Below are 16,099 nucleotides of genomic sequence, written 5' to 3' on the forward strand. Positions count from 1 at the left end.
AAGGTTTCTAGTCTAAGAGACCTTTATCTTGAATGTCGTCTGGAGGGATTTATCTTGAACGACTAGGATTAGCGCCAAAATTAAAGCGGACGGAAGATAAAGGGATAGCGATAGGCTTTATCTGGATCGCTCACGCTGCTAAGAATAGCGAGTACAGGCATCACCACCTGAACTAGTCCCAACAGCGCCACAAAAGGTAGCCCGATAATCAATGCCGCTGGAATGATGAGCAAAACGCTGTAAAGCCACATATTAAAGTGAAAATTCAGCGCTTCTTTGGCATTTTCCTTTACTACAGGATCTTCAGACAAGAACAGTAGGCCGAAAGGAATCCCTGCTGAGAGTACCAGCTGACTCAAGAAGATAGACCCATGGGAAGCAATAGAAAAAAGTTTCCGCTTGTCAGAATCAAAAGTGCTATCCATATCCATAAATCCTTTCTTTCTACAAATCCTTTCTCTCTACTTTCGAGACGAACAGCCAAGCTCAAGTTTGAGATGAGTCCCGTACTCGACTCCTTTATTCTAGCGGCTATCGACTGGCGAAGACTGCAGTTGGAATTTCGTAAATACCGTCCGAACAGCCGCAGATAGCGTGTAGCTGCTTTAAAATGAAAGTTGCCCCATGCGGTATAGAACTACAGGAACCCAAATTTATGCAAATGAAGCGCTTAGGCCACGTTGCTGTCTGTGTAGAAGATGTCCCCAAGGCCGTAGAGTTCTATCAAAACTTAGGAATGAAGGTCGTCTGGCAAGATAGCGATTGGGCCTACCTCAAAGCTGGAAACGACGGTCTTGCCTTGATGAGTCCTGATTACGATCAAGCAGGGCCTCACTTTGGGTTTGTGTTTGATGACAGAGCTGATATCGACACTGCTTACGAAAAGCTCAAAGCCGATGGCGTTAAGGTTAGCAAAATCCACGACCACCGAGACGGTACTGCTTCCTTCTATGGTCGCGACCCCTTCGGTAACTGGTTCGAGTACCTCTACGAACCTGATGATCTATTTGATCAGGAAACTTTCAAAGAGAAAGCTGTTACAGTAGCCCCCCAGGCAGCAACACAGACTGCCTAAGTAAATTTCTTCAGTCATGGGTGGTGCGAATCTTCGTCATGCAACTTTAAAAATATTTAACCGTTCCTGAGGAAAGCAGATGAGTCGAGCCGTTGCCATCGAAAAATTGACAATGCTTACTCTGAAGCAGCAGCTTGGTTTGAAGCGCTCAGGCAACCACCAATTCTTCTTTGAATGGCAAACCTCACTGCCGGAGCTAACCGATTTTGAAAAGACTCGCGTAGCACATATCAAGGCTATCTACGAGAACTTTGAAGAGCGCTCAGCCCTAGAGAATACGGTCAGTCTGACGGTGGTTTCTCCTTTGTTAGATACGGCGGCGCTTTTCTTACCCCCTTTCTATGTAGAAACGGAGAGATCGGTTGAGATCATTGCAGAAGACGACGAACTCACTCTTAGAGGCCGATTAGACATTGTCATCATCAAAGACTCGCTCTGGGTACTTACCATTGAGTCAAAAAGAGCTGGATTTTCGCTCATTGTCGGGATTCCCCAAGTTCTGGCGTACATGCTAGCAGCACCAACAGCTCAGAAGATCCTCTACGGTATGGTCACTAACGGCAGAAACTTTATCTTTCTCAAGCTAGATCGCTCGGCAAGTAATGAACCTGTCTATGAGCAGTCGAAAGAGTTCATCATTGATCGAGACAATGACTTAGAGCTAACGCTAATTGTGATCAGACGACTCGCTGATATCATAGCCGCCAGATGATAGAGCGAGCTAGGCGCTCTTTGATAGCACAGTAGGCATCGCTCTCTGCTTAATTCTCCATATAGCAAAGTAATGGTGCATTCTTACTTTGTGAGAAGAGCTGCCCGCGCAACTCTTCGAAAGCTATAGGAAGTATTTACGTCAGCTACGCCAACTATCCAAGTCGTTCTATCGTCGTCGTTCTAGGATCGATGATCTTTTTACCGATACCCGGAAAATGAATGGCTAAACAGATTTTATTGCCTGCACCAAAGATGTGGGTGACTTTACCTTTACCAAAAGCTTTGTGATTGACGGATGCACCAACGTTCCAGTCATTCTCGTGAGTGCCAGGTTTGTTGAGGTTGGGCTGAGGATTCTTAAGCTTGGCCTGGCGAGTGGTGGTTGTCCAACGCTCAGGAAGGGCACTAGGGACAGTGGTGAGAATATAGTCGCGGGGAAGTTCACTCAAGAAGATGGACGGAGTGGAGACTTCGCGCATGTGGCCATAGGTGCGTCGTTCGCGGGCGTGGGAGATGAAGAGACGGTCTTGAGCGCGAGTGATACCGACATAACACAGGCGACGTTCTTCTTCGATGGCCGCGGCATCTTCTAGGGAGCGGAAGCTGGGGAAAAGTCCTTGTTCTAGTCCTACTAAAAAGACAACTGGAAACTCTAAGCCTTTGGAGGCGTGAAGCGTCATCAGAGTCACCTGATTGCCTTCATCGCTGTCGTCTCTGTCGGTGCTAAGCGAGGCATTTGCTAGAAAAGTTAAGAGCGTTGCATCTTCGTTCTCTTCTTCAAATTGAACGACCGCATTATAGAGTTCCTGGATGTTCTCAATTCGAGTTTCATCTTCTTCGGTACCTTTTGACTTCAAAGAGTCAATATAGCCAGTTTGCTCTAGCACATCTTGAACTAGCTCAGCAGGTCCCACAGAATCAACTCGCTCCTGCCAACCTTTAATCATTTCAGCAAAGCCTGTGACTTTCTTTCCGGCTCTGCCTGCTAACGTTTTAACAGACGTTTCATCTTGAATGATCTCCCATAGGGAAACGCCAAGTTCACTAGCTGCCTTATCTAGGTTATCGAGTGTTGTCTTGCCGATACCGCGTCTGGGGGTATTGATGATGCGCTTTAGACTGACGCTGTCCGCTGGGTTTACAGCTAGACGCATGTAGGCAAGCATATCTTTAATTTCGCGGCGGTCGTAGAATCGCAAGCCTCCCACAACCCGGTAGGGAATGCCAAAGCGAGTGAGGACTTCTTCCATAGCCCGCGATTGAGCGTTAGTGCGATAGAGGATAGCGAAGTCTTGCCACTGGAGCTCAGGATTCTTCAGCTCTAGATTGCGAATCTGACCGACAACATATTCAGCTTCCATCGCTTCATTATCAGCTCGGTGGCAGAGGATAGAGTCACCTTCTCCTCTGGTGGCACGAAGGATTTTGTCAATTCGCTCTGTGTTGTTTTCAATCAGGTGATTGGCAACATCAAGAATATTAGAAGTGGAGCGGTAGTTTTCTTCTAGCTTGACGAGGGTTTGGGTTTCATCGTCGGTTAGGCCGTCACCAAATTCTGTCTGAAAACCCATCAGAATGGTAAAGTCAGCTGCGCGGAAGGAATAAATGCTCTGATCGGCATCGCCAACCACAAAAACGGAGCGGTTGTTCCAGTCGTCGAACCCCTTGCCTTTGCCGTTAGTAGCCAGGAGCTGAATCAAGTCGTACTGGGTTCGATTGGTATCTTGGTATTCATCTACTAAGATGTGGCGAAAGCGACGGTGCCAGTAGTCTAGAACCTGCTCATTTTGACGAAAGAGCTGAACTGGCATTCGGATTAGATCATCGAAGTCTAATGCATTGTTTGCAGATAGCCCTTTTTGATAGAGACGGTAGACCTCGGCAATTGTGCGGCCTTTGAAATGAGGATTCTCTTGTTCGTATTGATCGGGGGTAAACCCTTGGTTTTTGGCATTACTGATAGCAAAGCGAACAGAGCGCGGGTTGAACTTACGATCGTCTAGGTTTAATCCGCTAATGACAATGCTTTTAACTAGGCTCTGGGCATCGGACTCGTCGAAGATAGAGAAGCTTTTAGTCCAGCGTTGACCGTCAGCGCTTTGGTATTTTTCAATGTCGTAGCGAAGAATACGAGCACAGAGAGCATGGAAAGTCCCTACCCAAAGACCTTTGATAAAAGTTTTGTAGATATAGGAGCGAAGCTGAATTTGCTCACGCTCTGGCAGCATGTGAAAAGGTTTACCATGGCGAGCGAGGGATTCTTGTTCGGCAAACAGCTTTTCAATGCGCTCTTTCATCTCGCGAGCGGCTTTATTAGTAAAGGTGACCGCTAGGATATTCTCAGGATCGACCCGGTGGTTGAGGATGAGGTTCGCGATGCGATAGGTCAGGGCGCGGGTTTTGCCTGATCCTGCTCCGGCAACGACGAGTAACGGCCCACAAAAGTGCTCTACAGACTGACGCTGAGCTGGGTTGAGCTGATTGAGAAAATCTACGGTGGTGACCATACTATTGAGAGGAGGCGGGTGGAAAGAGGCAATTCGCTCTACATAGTATGGCACTTGATATAAATCCCAACGGATTGAAATCCGTAAATAGTCGAGAATCTGAGGAGATGCTCAGGCGGCATGAGGCATGGATGTGGCGATCGCACCACCTAGCCCAAGAGGCAGGCACCGCTGGAGAAGTCCCTGTAGCAGCTATCATCGTCGGCCCAGACAATCAGCTAGTTGCCTCTGCTGCCAATCGAAAAGAGCGCGACCAAGATCCGACTGCCCACGCAGAAGTATTAGCTATCCGCGCAGCAGCTAAGCATCTGGGTGACTGGCATCTGAATCAATGCACCTTATATGTGACTTTAGAGCCTTGTCCGATGTGCGCTGGTGCGATTATTCATGCACGTTTGGGTCTGCTGGTCTATGGCACTAGCGATCCAAAAACAGGCGCTATTAGATCTGTTTTAAATCTTCCAGATGGGCCTAGCTCTAATCATAAACTGGTAGTTATCGGCGGGGTTCTAGAGACCGTTTGTAAACAGCAGTTACAAGATTGGTTCAAACAAAAACGACGCCAGATCAAAGCTAGATCAACTGCTAAGACAACCTTGGAAAGTATTATTAGTCCATAGATGCAAGCTGTTCGTTAGCATTACCTGCTAAGAAAGTAGAGCATATCCTTTCTCTGGTAGCACCGAGCCATTGCTTTCACAATTACCTGACTGATTCGTTTCGACAGCTTTTCGTTTCGACAGCTTAAAGTAAGCTGCAGTAGGTAACCGGTGATGAGAAACTACATCTACGTCTTATTCAATAGCTTAGTTAATCTACCTAGGTGGGCAATCCACTTAGGCAAGAGTCACATCAAAAGACGACAACAGAGAACAGGATGACTTAATCTAGGTTAAATCAATCACAGTAAGCTGGATGCTTATGCCGCTTCCTTAACACCATGGTTTTCAACTCTAAAGCTTTTCTTTCTGGCGTTTCTTCCAAAGCGACTACTTCGATTGCTGCCCTATCAGCTATCAGTGCGATCGCGCTTCCTGCAGCACTTCCCTTGTCAGCTTGGGCGCAGATGTCGGATGCAGTCAATCCGGATGCCGACACACAGCCTACTACTGCTATGCCTACCGTAACTCGCGCTGTAGAGCAAGCTACTAGCCCGATTGGGATTGCCGCTGGTCAGGCGCTCATGAGCGAGGCTGAAGTCGCTATCAGTGCTCAGGACTATACGTTAGCAGCTACCAAACTAGTTGAAGCGCGCCAGGCTCTTAATGACGTTTCTGCTCATTATCAAAGTCTCTCTAGCGTCTTTGTCGGACTAGATAGTCGTGTGAATCAAGACCTGCGAGCACTTGCCCTTGAGTCAGCCCAGGTTCGCGACCAGGCTAGCTACCAGCTCGCAGTTGTCTACCGCGCCCAAGATCGACCTGATCTTGCTGTTCCTTTACTAGTAGAAGTCGTCAAAAGCCAGCAGCCTACCCGTGACCTTGGTCAACAGGCCTATCAGCAGCTCTATGAACTAGGGTTTGTAGGCGTTGCTTACAACACGCCTAGCTAAGGGACCTTCACAAGGTTGATACTTAATTTAAAGTTCGATTAACCTGCTTAGAGCATCCGATCGTGCGAACCCAATCGTGCGAACCTAGATACGTGAAAGACTTGCTTAAATTTAAGCATAGCTCCAGGATCCAGATTTTAGAGATATAAAGATTGCGGCATAATAGGTGGGTTGACCTTCAAGACCTATAGGAGACGCAGATGATCAGCCCTGACCAAGTAGAAGCGATGATTAAGGCCGGTCTGCCAGATGCTAACGTTGCTGTACAAGATCTAACTGGTGGTGGTGACCACTATCAGGTTGCTGTCGTATCTGATGCGTTTGAAGGGCTTAGTCTTGTCAAACGGCACCAGCTTGTTTACCAGGCGGTGAATACGGCGATGACATCAGAAGCGATACATGCGCTCTCTCTAGATACCAAGACGCCTAGTGAAGTAGCGGCATGATGTAGCCTTGTAAAGTAGCTGTATGAAGTGCTGGTATAGAATTGCGGCGATTAGTCAAGCCAGCTACTACAATGCTTGAATACTAAGGATCGAAGGATTGGTCTAAAAGCACAGTAAACTCAAAAAATAAAGGTAGCGATGTCTCCAGAAACTAAAGCTAGAATCGACACCCTAGTCGAAGAAAACAAAATTATGGTGTTTATGAAAGGCACCAAGCTGATGCCTCAGTGCGGCTTTTCCAATAATGTTGTTCAGCTTCTCAACATGCTTGGGGCGCCCTACGAGACCATAGATGTCCTAGCCGATCCAGAAATTCGTCAGGGCATCAAAGAATATTCAAACTGGCCGACTATTCCCCAGGTTTACATCAACGGAGAGTTTATCGGCGGTTCAGATATCTTGATCAAAATGTATGAAGAAGGCAACCTCCAAGAAACGGTAGAAGTCGCTTTAGCTTCTTAGATCAAGAGTAATTCAAAGCCTGAGTGTAGATTGGGTTCATAAAAAAGTGATTGCTCCTAGTCACTTCCTTAATTAAAGCGTATCCGCTATGAGACGAAAGTCCTAGCGGATGCGCTTTTTTTTATGCGATGAAACTATAGCAAGGTAAGGATATGTATTTTTCCTTTGCCCGTTGGGTTAGTTATTGTCCATCACGAACTTAAAGGGATTCTATGGGCAGCTAATTTGACCCAGCTAACTTGCGAGATGCAATAGAACCTATCAGATGCAATAAAAGGCAGATGCAATAGAAGGCTATCTAGCTGAGACAAAGCCTTAATAGAGATAGCGTAGAGTGAAGTCTAAAGTACAGGAGAGTCTCGCTTCATTCTTTGAGGGGACGCTACTTTGCAAAGCCTTTTAGTAATCGTTTTTAGTGGCGGTTTATATCAACTATTCGTCTAAACTGATATCCATTAATAGTAGTCTGTCTCAACCTCTGGCTGGGCAATAGCGAAGTTTGAGCTGTCATATAAAAAGCGAAGGCTTTCTTGTTCTAGCTGATTAATCAGGTATGATTCAATCGCACCAGAGTGACGCAAAGACGTAATATAGCCTTCTAGATAAAGTCTGAGTTCATCAGAGCGATATCCTTTATGCCAATAGTCAACGAATGTGTCAGTAATCCGTTGGTAGTAACGAATTGTTCGAGCGTCCTGAAGCATTAGTTTTTACCATCCTTAAGTACTTGATAGAAGTGCTAAAACAAAAGATGCTTAACCGTTACAAAAGATCTTGATTACGCTTAAGGGGGACTATTTTTTATATTTTATCAGGTCAAATTAGCTTGAATCGAGCAGAAACAACAGATATGTTACTCCTAGGGAGGGATCTTGTTCTCGTAACTTCGATTACAGAACTCAAAAAATGGCTCTGATAGTGTTCTTAGTATAAGAAACCCGTAGCCAGCGGCATTGAGTTCGCTATCCTTGCTGTGAACGATATCGTTAAGCACCCTGTTAAAACGAGTATTCAAGTTATCGAAAGCAATCCTAATTTGCGTTCTTTGCTCAGTTGGAATCTACAGCAAGCAGGATATCACGTGCAGCAATGCACCGATATGGTCTCTGCTAGAGACAACTTTCAGGCCCAGCAGCCTAACCTAGTTGTACTAGAAGCTGAATTTAGCGGTGGGCAAGGAATCCAGCTCTGCCATTGGCTAAGGAATCAAAGCTATCCGTTGATTCTCATGCTGTCGGCTCGTATTACTGAGGCTGATGTGGTCACTGGACTTGGGGCTGGCGCAGACGACTATCTAAAGAAGCCTTTTGGGATGAAGGAGTTCTTAGCTCGAGTAGAGTCGCTGACGCGGCGCAGTCGTCACACGACTACACCTTTGGCCGTAGACTACGGAGATTTGCATATCGATTTGGTGCAAAGACGGGTGCGATACAAAGGTGATTTTATTGATCTTACGCCACAGGAGTTTAGCCTGCTGTATGTGCTAACTCAGGCAGAAGGAGAACCGCTGAGCCGAATCGATCTATTGCGTCGTGCTTGGCCGGATGCCATTGACAATCCGCGTACGGTAGATACGCATGTGCTGTCTCTTCGTAAGAAGATCGAGGTCGATCCACGCCATCCTGATTTGATCCAAACGGTTCGTAATGTAGGCTATCAAATCTGCGTAGGGCAGATTAGTCCATCACCCTTAGAGATGATAGCGATCGCGCACGGAAAGCCAGCGTAGGTTGACGTTCAGGTCCAGTTGGCTTGTTCCTCTTGTTCTTTTCTGACTAGCTGTTGATGTAGTTTGAGCCAGTCAACATCAATAGCAGGCACATCTCTAGTCAATCGGCCATTGTCTATTTGCCACAGGCGATTGGCATATCTAGCCACTAGCTCTATTTGATGGTTAGCCATCACAATAGCCAGTTTATTCTGATGGGTGAGTTCAGCTAGGCGAGTGAGTAGAAATTCGCTGTAGCCAACATCTTGGGCTGAAGTAGGCTCGTCTAGTAAAAGGACTTTGGGCTGAGTAATCAAGGCACGCGCGATCGCCACCCGCTGCCGCTGACCTAGTGACAAGTGTACCGCCGTTCGATCTAGCCAATCTACTGGAATTTTGAGTCGCTCCGACCACAAACTCACGCTTTGTTTAATTTTTGCAGCGGACTGATTTCTCAGCTGCAGTGGATAGCTCAGCGCGGCTTCCACGCTCATCCCTAGCAAACGACTTTCCTGAGTGACTAAAGCAACCTGACGTCGCAAGGAAACCACCGGGATCTGTTGGATATCTTTATCCTCAAACCGAATTTGCCCACTACTCGCCTCAGCTAGGCGATTCATCAACCGCAGCAAACTAGTTTTCCCCGACCCAGACGGACCTACTAAGGCGACAAAATCGCCTGTTTCCAGCGCGAAAGTGACCTCTTTGAGAATCTCGACAATGCCGGCTGTGGCTCTCATCGTCACGCGATCAAACGTCAAAACACTCACGACTATTGATCCTTTCCGCTTAAACCGTGGGTGTAAAACTGCTAGCCGCTGTAATTGTCCATATATCAACTAGCAGCAAGCCTACGGTTAGGCCTAACAAGATAGCGTACATCCAGGGCTGAGAAAGCGGTTTGACATCGCGGGTGTCAATACCGGTTTTTGCCTCCACATGCCGTACTAGGCGAGCAAATCCAACTACTCGCATTGGCAGTAGATAGGCTTGGTCCTGCGCTTGATTAAGAAAGTAGTACACAATGCCACCTTGCCCAGTCGAACGCGGCTTTAGGGCTACAATCTCATCCCATTTGAGTGCCCAACCCTTTCGACCTAACGCTTTGATCCAAGTTGGGTAGGTTACAGCGATTCCTTCTTCATCAACAAGTACTTGTTCACTCAAACCACTCCATAGGGCGATCGCACCAATCGCAAAAGCGGTCCAAAGCAAGCTAGGGGAAATCGGTGCATTTGTCGCTATTGCTAGAAATGGCAAAGGAATGACCAATGCGATATAGAAAGCGGTCAAAGTGAGCTGAATTAAAGGAGAGATTTTGAATCTGTCCTGACTGGGCAGAGAATTAGGGACCATAAACCAGGATTAAAAAACTAAAGCGAGCCGAACCGATGCTGCCATTATCTATAGATGGGTCATAAAGATGACTATGTCTGAAGGACATCAAAAGTTTTCGGTTGACTCTTAACCATACTCAAGCAAGACATCAACCCACTAAAGATACTTCTGGACAACGCTCCAGCCAGAAGCAGTAACCGCAATAAAGGCAAGTAGCAAAACAGTATTTAAGCTGAGATGCAACGTTCTAGCCCAGGGCCGCTCAGGGGTAATTTGGGTCGCACTCCATGCCGATACTAACGTCACTATCACCACAAACAATCCAGCTGGCAAGTGTAGGGAATGTCCTAGACTACCGAATTCTCCTAGCGTACCAATCACACCGATTGACAGCAGTAGCAGCACTAGCATCACCATCGTGATTCCCGTTGTAAGATGTGCTAAGCGCAGCCAGCTAGGACGACGTGACTGTTGGTCTAGGCGCCGCTGGTCTGGGCGAGTATAAAACAAGCCAGCTCCGCTAACTGCTAGCAGCAGGTAGGCTGCTATCGAAAACCCCATTGACCAAGCGGCTATTCTCCAAAGCCAGATAAACGAAGGAAGATCCATAGCCCTATCCTTTTTCTAGTAACTCACTTGAAAGGCATAGCACCTTTTCAAGCAAAACTTTACTGAAAATTGCGCTGCTCTGTCATGGCTCTTGAGTGTATATCTCGATTCCAAAAGCAACCACTGCAGTCCAGCTCGAAGGCTTAGTCTACAAAACTTATTTCAAAGAATCTACATACTTAATCTATATACCTAAAACCGTGCTCTCAAAATCTATGTACTTTCTATGTACTTAAAGAGGTTTCTAGATCTTTAGTTTCTGATTTGCTCTCAGAAGTGTATAGAGGAGAAGGTGCCGCCTCATCGCTATCGGCCTGAATGGCTAAGCTCTGGCAGTCAATTGTGTCGGATAAGATAGCACTCGCCATCATGCCAGTATGAATCTCTAGCTTTGCAACCGGAACCGCCTCGAATAAAAGTCGCTGTCCAGGGAACACAACGCGTTCAAAGTACCAATTAGGCACATTTGTAATACGTGCAACCTGAATTTTGCTGGTGACATTTACGTAACAGCAAAGAATAACAGCAGCGTCGTCAGACGGAAGAGGATCGATAATTTGAGCCATGGTTTAGAACGAGAAGAAACTGTCTGAAACACTTCACACTATAGCGAGGCTAACACCTGAAAAATAAGATGACTGTAATAACGACTACCAAGCGGAGGTATTTGTTGGGATCGCCTGATATTAGGGTTTTCCACATCTAGCAGGTAGCAAGAACTACATAAATTATTGACCTGCTTTCTAACGCCCTAAACTATATTGAAAAGCAGCTAGAAGCAACTGCATAAAGACGGATATTTCCTAATGTCTGCACACCCTATTAAAGCTATCTTGCTGTCTTACTTGAAAAATGGCTATCAAAAATAGTTGACAAACTTTTTATAAGAAAAATCACAAAAGCTTCATAACAATATTTTTGACTACAAAGGCTTAACCTCTTGTTACAGATATCTCTACTGTACAAACCACGATTATCTATAATTTCCCCTCAATAAAGGCTAATTACTACATAGCACCACAAAGGGTAATCCTCCAATGTGGCCCTGACCCTCTCTTCGTCCTCGAGACGCGTATATGAGACCTAGTATTCATACGGTTTAGTCAATAAGATCCATGCAAAATTGGACTTTGGAAGGGTGATCGTAGCTTGAAGTCAGTGTTATCGTAAAGATATGTGAAAAGTCTGAGAACTGAATTACCTAGCGTTGATCGCTAATCATCTTCCTTTGCCTACTATGAAAGACCGTATTCTTTACGTTCGACTTCCTTGTAACCCTATCTTTCCTATTGGCGTCGTCTACCTAGCAGATCATGTACACAAGTGCTTTCCAGAAGTAGAGCAGCAGATCTTTGATATGGGTACAGTTCCGCCACTTGACTTTACTCGGACTCTAGACAGACGCATTGATAGCTTTCAACCTACGCTTCTTGTCTTCTCATGGCGAGACATCCAGATATATGCTCCTGTCGGTGGTAGAGGTGGCAACCCACTACAAAACGCTTTTGAATTTGCCTATGCTACCAATCCGTTAGTCAGACTACGTGGGGCTATTGGTGGTGCCCGTATGACTGCCACTTATCTAGCTGAACTGCGGCGAAACGAGAAATTAGTTAAACGGGGTCTAAAGCGAGCCCAAAAGCATCAACCTAACGCCAAAGTAGTCGTCGGCGGTGGGGCAGTTAGTGTGTTCTATGAGCAGATGCCACAGATGCTGCCACAGGGGACAATCGTCTCGGTTGGAGAGGGCGAAACCTTACTAGAGAAGATCTTGCGGGGTGAAGACTTTTCGCAAGAGCGTTGCTACATCGTTGGGGAAGAACCGCGAGAACGACTCATTCACGAGCAACCTATACCCATCGAAAAAACGGCTTGCGATTATGACTACATCGAAGCGATGTGGCCGGAGTTTGAATACTATTTGCAAGAGCAGGACTTCTATATTGGCGTACAGACTAAGCGAGGTTGCCCTCACAACTGCTGCTATTGCGTCTATACCGTTGTTGAAGGTAAGCAGGTGCGCATCAATCCAGCTGATGAAGTCGTTAAGGAAATGCGTCAGCTTTACGATCGAGGCATTCGCAAGTTCTGGTTCACAGACGCTCAGTTTATTCCTGCTAGGCGCTATATGGAAGATGCCATTGAGCTGCTAGAAAAGATCCAGGCCTCAGGTATGACCGATATTAATTGGGCCGCCTATATCAGAGCAGATAACCTGACGCCTCGGCTCTGTGAGCTGATGGTAGCAACTGGAATGAACTACTTTGAAATTGGGATTACTAGCGGGTCTCAAGAGCTAGTTCGGAAGATGCGAATGGGCTACAACTTAAAAACTGTCTTGCAAAACTGCCGAGACCTAAAGGCTGCTGGATTCAATGATTTTGTTTCAGTCAACTACTCGTTCAATGTAATTGATGAGCGAAACGAGACGATTAGACAGACAATCGCTTACCACCGTGAGTTAGAAGAGATCTTTGGAGCGGATAAAGTAGAGCCTGCAATCTTTTTCATTGGCTTGCAGCCTCATACGCACCTAGAAGAATACGCCTTCAGGAACAATATTTTGAAACGAGGCTATAATCCGTTGGCAATTTACCTACCCTGGGTTGCACTGAAGCTGCTGTGGAATCCTGGTAAGCTAGGTGCCTACTTTGGCGATGTCTGCCTAGCTGCAATGAGGGAAACCCCCAATGATTTTGGTCGAGGTGTGATGAATATCCTAGAAAGGCAGCTAGGGCGAGCGCCGCTAGCAGAAGCGCTGAGTGCCCCTATGAAGACAGAAAGCCGTGCCTTAGCTAAGGTATCATCTTAGTAGGGACCTGTCGCTAGATAGCTAGGGGATGAACGGCTAGGCTAATCAGTTTCTAGCTGGATTTAATTGGGTGAGTTTAATACAAGGTTTTAGTAAGGTCTGTGTAAAGGCATGTTGGCGGGTTCTATTCTTCAAAAGTTGATGCGTGAGCGACGTGAGGCTGAGGATTCAGCTCATCATGCGCCAGCAAAAGCAGGTGAAAACATTTCGAAAGTAGCAGAGGCCCAACAAGCACAGACTTCTGGTCGTACGCCGCTCAATTTTGGCGTGTACTACAAAAACACACTAGTAGCCCTGTGCCACGCCCTAGAAGACGCAGTCTTAGCAACCAAAACATCTCCTCTGATAGTGACTGCATTCCAGAAAGGAAAGTGGTACTTGCAGGAAGCAGATCGATATGCAGATCTAGCTGATACCGCTGATAGGATTGTAATTCTAGCTGCGCCTGGTGGAGGTTTTAGAGAGCATCCGACGGGCGATCGCGATAATGTGGAGCTAGTAGATCTAAGCCCAGATGATCCGGTCTCTGAAGAGTGGCACCTGATGATTATGAGTTCTAGATATAGTGCAATGGTACTGTGTCAGGAGCTGACAGAAGATGAGTATGGGCCAGAGGGTAAACCTGAGAACGACTTAGAGCGAAAATTCTATGGTTTTTGGACATTTGACCCAGCTCTGGTAAAAGAAACGATTGCAATCACCGCTGCTCATATTGATCGCTACAACCCTCAGCTGAAGGCGGAACTAGAGGAACGGTTGGCTAGTATAGATGCGCAGGCAGCCTCTAAGACAGGCGAAGTAGGTAACGTTGTCATGCGAGTTGTCGACTACCTGAAAGGGGGCGATCGCCAAGTTGAGGAAACAGAAACCTTTAAGTTCGCAGGGGCGCTTAGCCAAAATTTAGTATCCAACGAGCTTCAAGCTTATTTGCGAATGGCACAACTAGCCGATCTCGCGGATATCACGAACCCATTGGCAGCCGCAGAGGTTGCCTCCTTATGTGAGATGATGGGCCAGTTTTTGGACTTACCTGTCTGGCAGATGCAGAGGTTACGTCTAGCTAGCCTATTACACCGCATCGCACCTGCTCAGCTAGAGTCTGGAGCGATGGAGACAGAAGGAGATAGTTGCCCGCTTAATCCTGGTGCCCAGACGTTGAGAGTGCTACCGAGACTGCGGGCGATCGCGCAAATTATCGCTCATCAGCATGAGTGGTGGGATGGAACCGGGCAGCCAGCTGGGCTTTCAGGCGATAGTATCCCTGTCGAAGCGAGGATTCTAGGACTTGTTGCTGCCTTTCAGCATGCTGTTGCCTACCGCCGTCATAAGGATACTCAGCAATCTTCACCCTTAGCGCAGGATGAATGGCAGTACGTCGCAGATGCCTTTGCAGACTGTAAAGCTCAATCAGGTGAACGCTGGGATCCTAAGTTGCTAGAGATTCTAAGCTTTCTTGTCAGTGGATTGCAACAAGGCCTAAGCCTGCCGTCGATTCCGCTCAAGATGACATTGGGCGCAGGTATTATCGATCCGGACGTTGTCGACTCTTGGCCTACCTACCAACCCGTAGAAACTCCCACTTCCAAATAATCAAATGCAGCGTTAAAGTCTAGAATCAACCCTCATGAGTCAAGCCATCGACATCGACGCTATTCGTATAGGTAAGTTAAAGCATTTGAACGGTGCTAGGATAGACGACACCGAACTTTCTGGTTGTGATCTTTCGGGCGTGCGACTTTCTGGAGCTACCTTATCTGGTAGCAACTTGAGCCGAGCTAATCTGAATCGGGCCTATTTAGAAGGTAGTAACCTAGTCGGCGCCGATCTCTCAGGTGCGGATTTGCGTGCAAACCTGTGGGGTGCAAACTTGATGCAGTGCAACTTGACTGGCGCTGATCTGCGTGGTGCTAACCTACGAGGTGCAAACCTGATGGGAGCAAATCTAACCGGCGCAAGCTTGACCGGTGCCTTTTTAAGTGGAGCGACGCTAACAGGCTGCAATCTTAAAAGCGCTGATATGCGAGGGGCCGATCTCCGTGGAGCTAATATCAGCGACAGTAATATGAAAGGCGCAGACCTTTCTAGAGCAGACTTGCAAGGGGCTGTGCTTACTGAAGCCAATTTAGAAGAAGCCAATCTCCAAGAAACCAACTTCAAAGGCGCATCATTAGCAAGAGCGAATCTTCTGTGTGCATACCTAGAAGGTGCAATTATTGTTGGTGCAGACTTGACTGGCACCTGTAAAACGGGAACTGTCCTAGCACTGTGATATCTTCAGCTAAATAATCGACAATCTGTCGAATTATTCAGTGGTTTTGTGCAGTATCAAATACCACACCTGTTAAGGCGACTATAGCTGCGAAGAGATAGTAAGCATTGTTCAAAGCTTACTGCTTGTGCGCTGAACATGGCCCCGCATCCTCTCATTATTGACTAGGGCTTTTGTTATGAACACAAGCCGTGGAGGTTAATATACAACGCCTCTAAGCCAGATATAGCAAGTGTGCGGATGCATGCTAAAAGTTGTACATAAGCTATCTTTCTATACGTTAGTAGATGCCATTCCTGCAATTACTATCCTAATAGTCAATAGAGATATTGGGTCTGGTTGTCAAAGGTGCTTTTTTTAGGTCACCCAAACATAGAGATACCACTGCCAGAAGATCGCTGTCAGGAGATCAATGTTGTAGGTACAGAGGCAGCTTCATGTTGCTGCTTGTTGTAAACTGTCAAGACTCAACCAGTTCTGTCAATACCTTCTTGTTTCACAAGTCTAGCGTGCAAGGCGTTTAGATGTCTTTCATAGCACCTGACGGATGTAAGCGCTTGTTCCTTTAGTCTAAATGCGAAGGATTTCTACATGACAGTCATCTTAG

17 protein-coding genes are annotated in these 16,099 nt (G+C 46.6%); 10 read left to right on the forward strand and 7 right to left on the reverse strand.

The features are described from left to right. Positions 1-80: 80 nt before the first annotated feature. The gene (locus S7335_RS09275) at positions 81-425 is read right to left on the reverse strand and encodes a DUF4870 domain-containing protein (RefSeq protein ID WP_038017753.1); all 345 of its coding nucleotides are present in this window, start codon (positions 423-425) and stop codon (positions 81-83) included. A 230-nt stretch (positions 426-655) separates the two neighbouring features. On the opposite strand from S7335_RS09275, the gene S7335_RS09280 reads away from it, so the two are divergent. Together S7335_RS09280 and S7335_RS09285 are read left to right on the forward strand one after the other, a co-directional pair. Next, on the forward strand, positions 656-1,075 hold the full coding sequence (locus S7335_RS09280; RefSeq protein ID WP_006456995.1) for a VOC family protein: 420 nt from the start codon (positions 656-658) through the stop codon (positions 1,073-1,075). 79 nt (positions 1,076-1,154) lie between these two features. Beyond that, positions 1,155-1,787: a hypothetical protein gene (locus S7335_RS09285; RefSeq protein WP_006454807.1), complete on the forward strand. Its 633-nt coding sequence runs from the start codon at positions 1,155-1,157 to the stop codon at positions 1,785-1,787. Between the two features lie 154 nt (positions 1,788-1,941). Here the strand turns inward: S7335_RS09285 and pcrA are convergent, their stop codons facing one another. Next, entirely contained in the window at positions 1,942-4,296 is a 2,355-nt protein-coding gene (gene pcrA / locus S7335_RS09290; protein ID WP_006455328.1) for a DNA helicase PcrA, read from the reverse strand. 107 nt (positions 4,297-4,403) lie between these two features. On the opposite strand from pcrA, the gene tadA reads away from it, so the two are divergent. From tadA to grxD, 4 genes are all read left to right on the forward strand, one after another. Then, the gene (tadA, locus tag S7335_RS09295) at positions 4,404-4,916 is read left to right on the forward strand and encodes a tRNA adenosine(34) deaminase TadA (protein WP_071776972.1); all 513 of its coding nucleotides are present in this window, start codon (positions 4,404-4,406) and stop codon (positions 4,914-4,916) included. A gap of 320 nt (positions 4,917-5,236) precedes the next feature. Beyond that, positions 5,237-5,848, forward strand: a complete 612-nt coding sequence (locus S7335_RS09300) for a hypothetical protein (RefSeq protein WP_006455303.1) — start codon at positions 5,237-5,239, stop codon at positions 5,846-5,848. A 200-nt stretch (positions 5,849-6,048) separates the two neighbouring features. Next, positions 6,049-6,294 carry a BolA family protein gene (locus tag S7335_RS09305; protein WP_006453632.1) on the forward strand — a complete coding sequence of 82 codons (246 nt, stop codon included), beginning with the start codon at positions 6,049-6,051 and terminating at the stop codon, positions 6,292-6,294. Between the two features lie 138 nt (positions 6,295-6,432). Next, a complete protein-coding gene (grxD, locus tag S7335_RS09310; RefSeq protein WP_006454602.1) occupies positions 6,433-6,756 on the forward strand; it encodes a Grx4 family monothiol glutaredoxin in 324 nt (107 codons plus the stop codon). A gap of 455 nt (positions 6,757-7,211) precedes the next feature. Here the strand turns inward: grxD and S7335_RS09315 are convergent, their stop codons facing one another. After that, positions 7,212-7,460, reverse strand: coding sequence for a DUF6761 family protein (locus S7335_RS09315; protein WP_006456883.1), 249 nt, complete (start codon positions 7,458-7,460; stop codon positions 7,212-7,214). Positions 7,461-7,729: 269 nt separating this feature from the next. On the opposite strand from S7335_RS09315, the gene S7335_RS09320 reads away from it, so the two are divergent. After that, on the forward strand, positions 7,730-8,485 hold the full coding sequence (locus S7335_RS09320; protein ID WP_006456001.1) for a response regulator transcription factor: 756 nt from the start codon (positions 7,730-7,732) through the stop codon (positions 8,483-8,485). Between the two features lie 8 nt (positions 8,486-8,493). On the opposite strand, the gene S7335_RS09325 is transcribed toward S7335_RS09320, so the two are convergent. The 4 genes from S7335_RS09325 to S7335_RS09340 form a co-directional block, all read right to left on the reverse strand. Beyond that, positions 8,494-9,234: an ATP-binding cassette domain-containing protein gene (locus tag S7335_RS09325; protein WP_006455421.1), complete on the reverse strand. Its 741-nt coding sequence runs from the start codon at positions 9,232-9,234 to the stop codon at positions 8,494-8,496. A gap of 19 nt (positions 9,235-9,253) precedes the next feature. Further along, a complete protein-coding gene (locus S7335_RS09330) occupies positions 9,254-9,820 on the reverse strand; it encodes a hypothetical protein (protein ID WP_038015968.1) in 567 nt (188 codons plus the stop codon). A gap of 138 nt (positions 9,821-9,958) precedes the next feature. Next, positions 9,959-10,411 (reverse strand): DUF4079 domain-containing protein, encoded by a 453-nt coding sequence (locus S7335_RS09335; protein ID WP_006454607.1) that lies wholly within the window; start codon positions 10,409-10,411, stop codon positions 9,959-9,961. A 224-nt stretch (positions 10,412-10,635) separates the two neighbouring features. After that, positions 10,636-10,977 (reverse strand): DUF1830 domain-containing protein, encoded by a 342-nt coding sequence (locus tag S7335_RS09340; protein ID WP_038015973.1) that lies wholly within the window; start codon positions 10,975-10,977, stop codon positions 10,636-10,638. 671 nt (positions 10,978-11,648) lie between these two features. Between S7335_RS09340 and S7335_RS09345 the strand changes: the two genes are divergently transcribed. The 3 genes from S7335_RS09345 (at position 11,649) to S7335_RS09355 (ending at position 15,492) form a co-directional block, all read left to right on the forward strand. Continuing rightward, the gene (locus S7335_RS09345) at positions 11,649-13,223 is read left to right on the forward strand and encodes a photosystem II high light acclimation radical SAM protein (RefSeq protein WP_006455108.1); all 1,575 of its coding nucleotides are present in this window, start codon (positions 11,649-11,651) and stop codon (positions 13,221-13,223) included. Between the two features lie 141 nt (positions 13,224-13,364). After that, positions 13,365-14,813 (forward strand): DICT sensory domain-containing protein, encoded by a 1,449-nt coding sequence (locus tag S7335_RS09350; RefSeq protein WP_157620153.1) that lies wholly within the window; start codon positions 13,365-13,367, stop codon positions 14,811-14,813. A 34-nt stretch (positions 14,814-14,847) separates the two neighbouring features. Then, complete coding sequence (locus S7335_RS09355) at positions 14,848-15,492, forward strand: pentapeptide repeat-containing protein (protein ID WP_006455938.1); 645 nt, start codon at positions 14,848-14,850, stop codon at positions 15,490-15,492. The last annotated feature ends 607 nt before the right edge of the window (positions 15,493-16,099 follow it).

Origin of the sequence: Synechococcus sp. PCC 7335 (assembly GCF_000155595.1) — a bacterium.
GTDB lineage: Bacteria > Cyanobacteriota > Cyanobacteriia > Phormidesmidales > Phormidesmidaceae > Phormidesmis.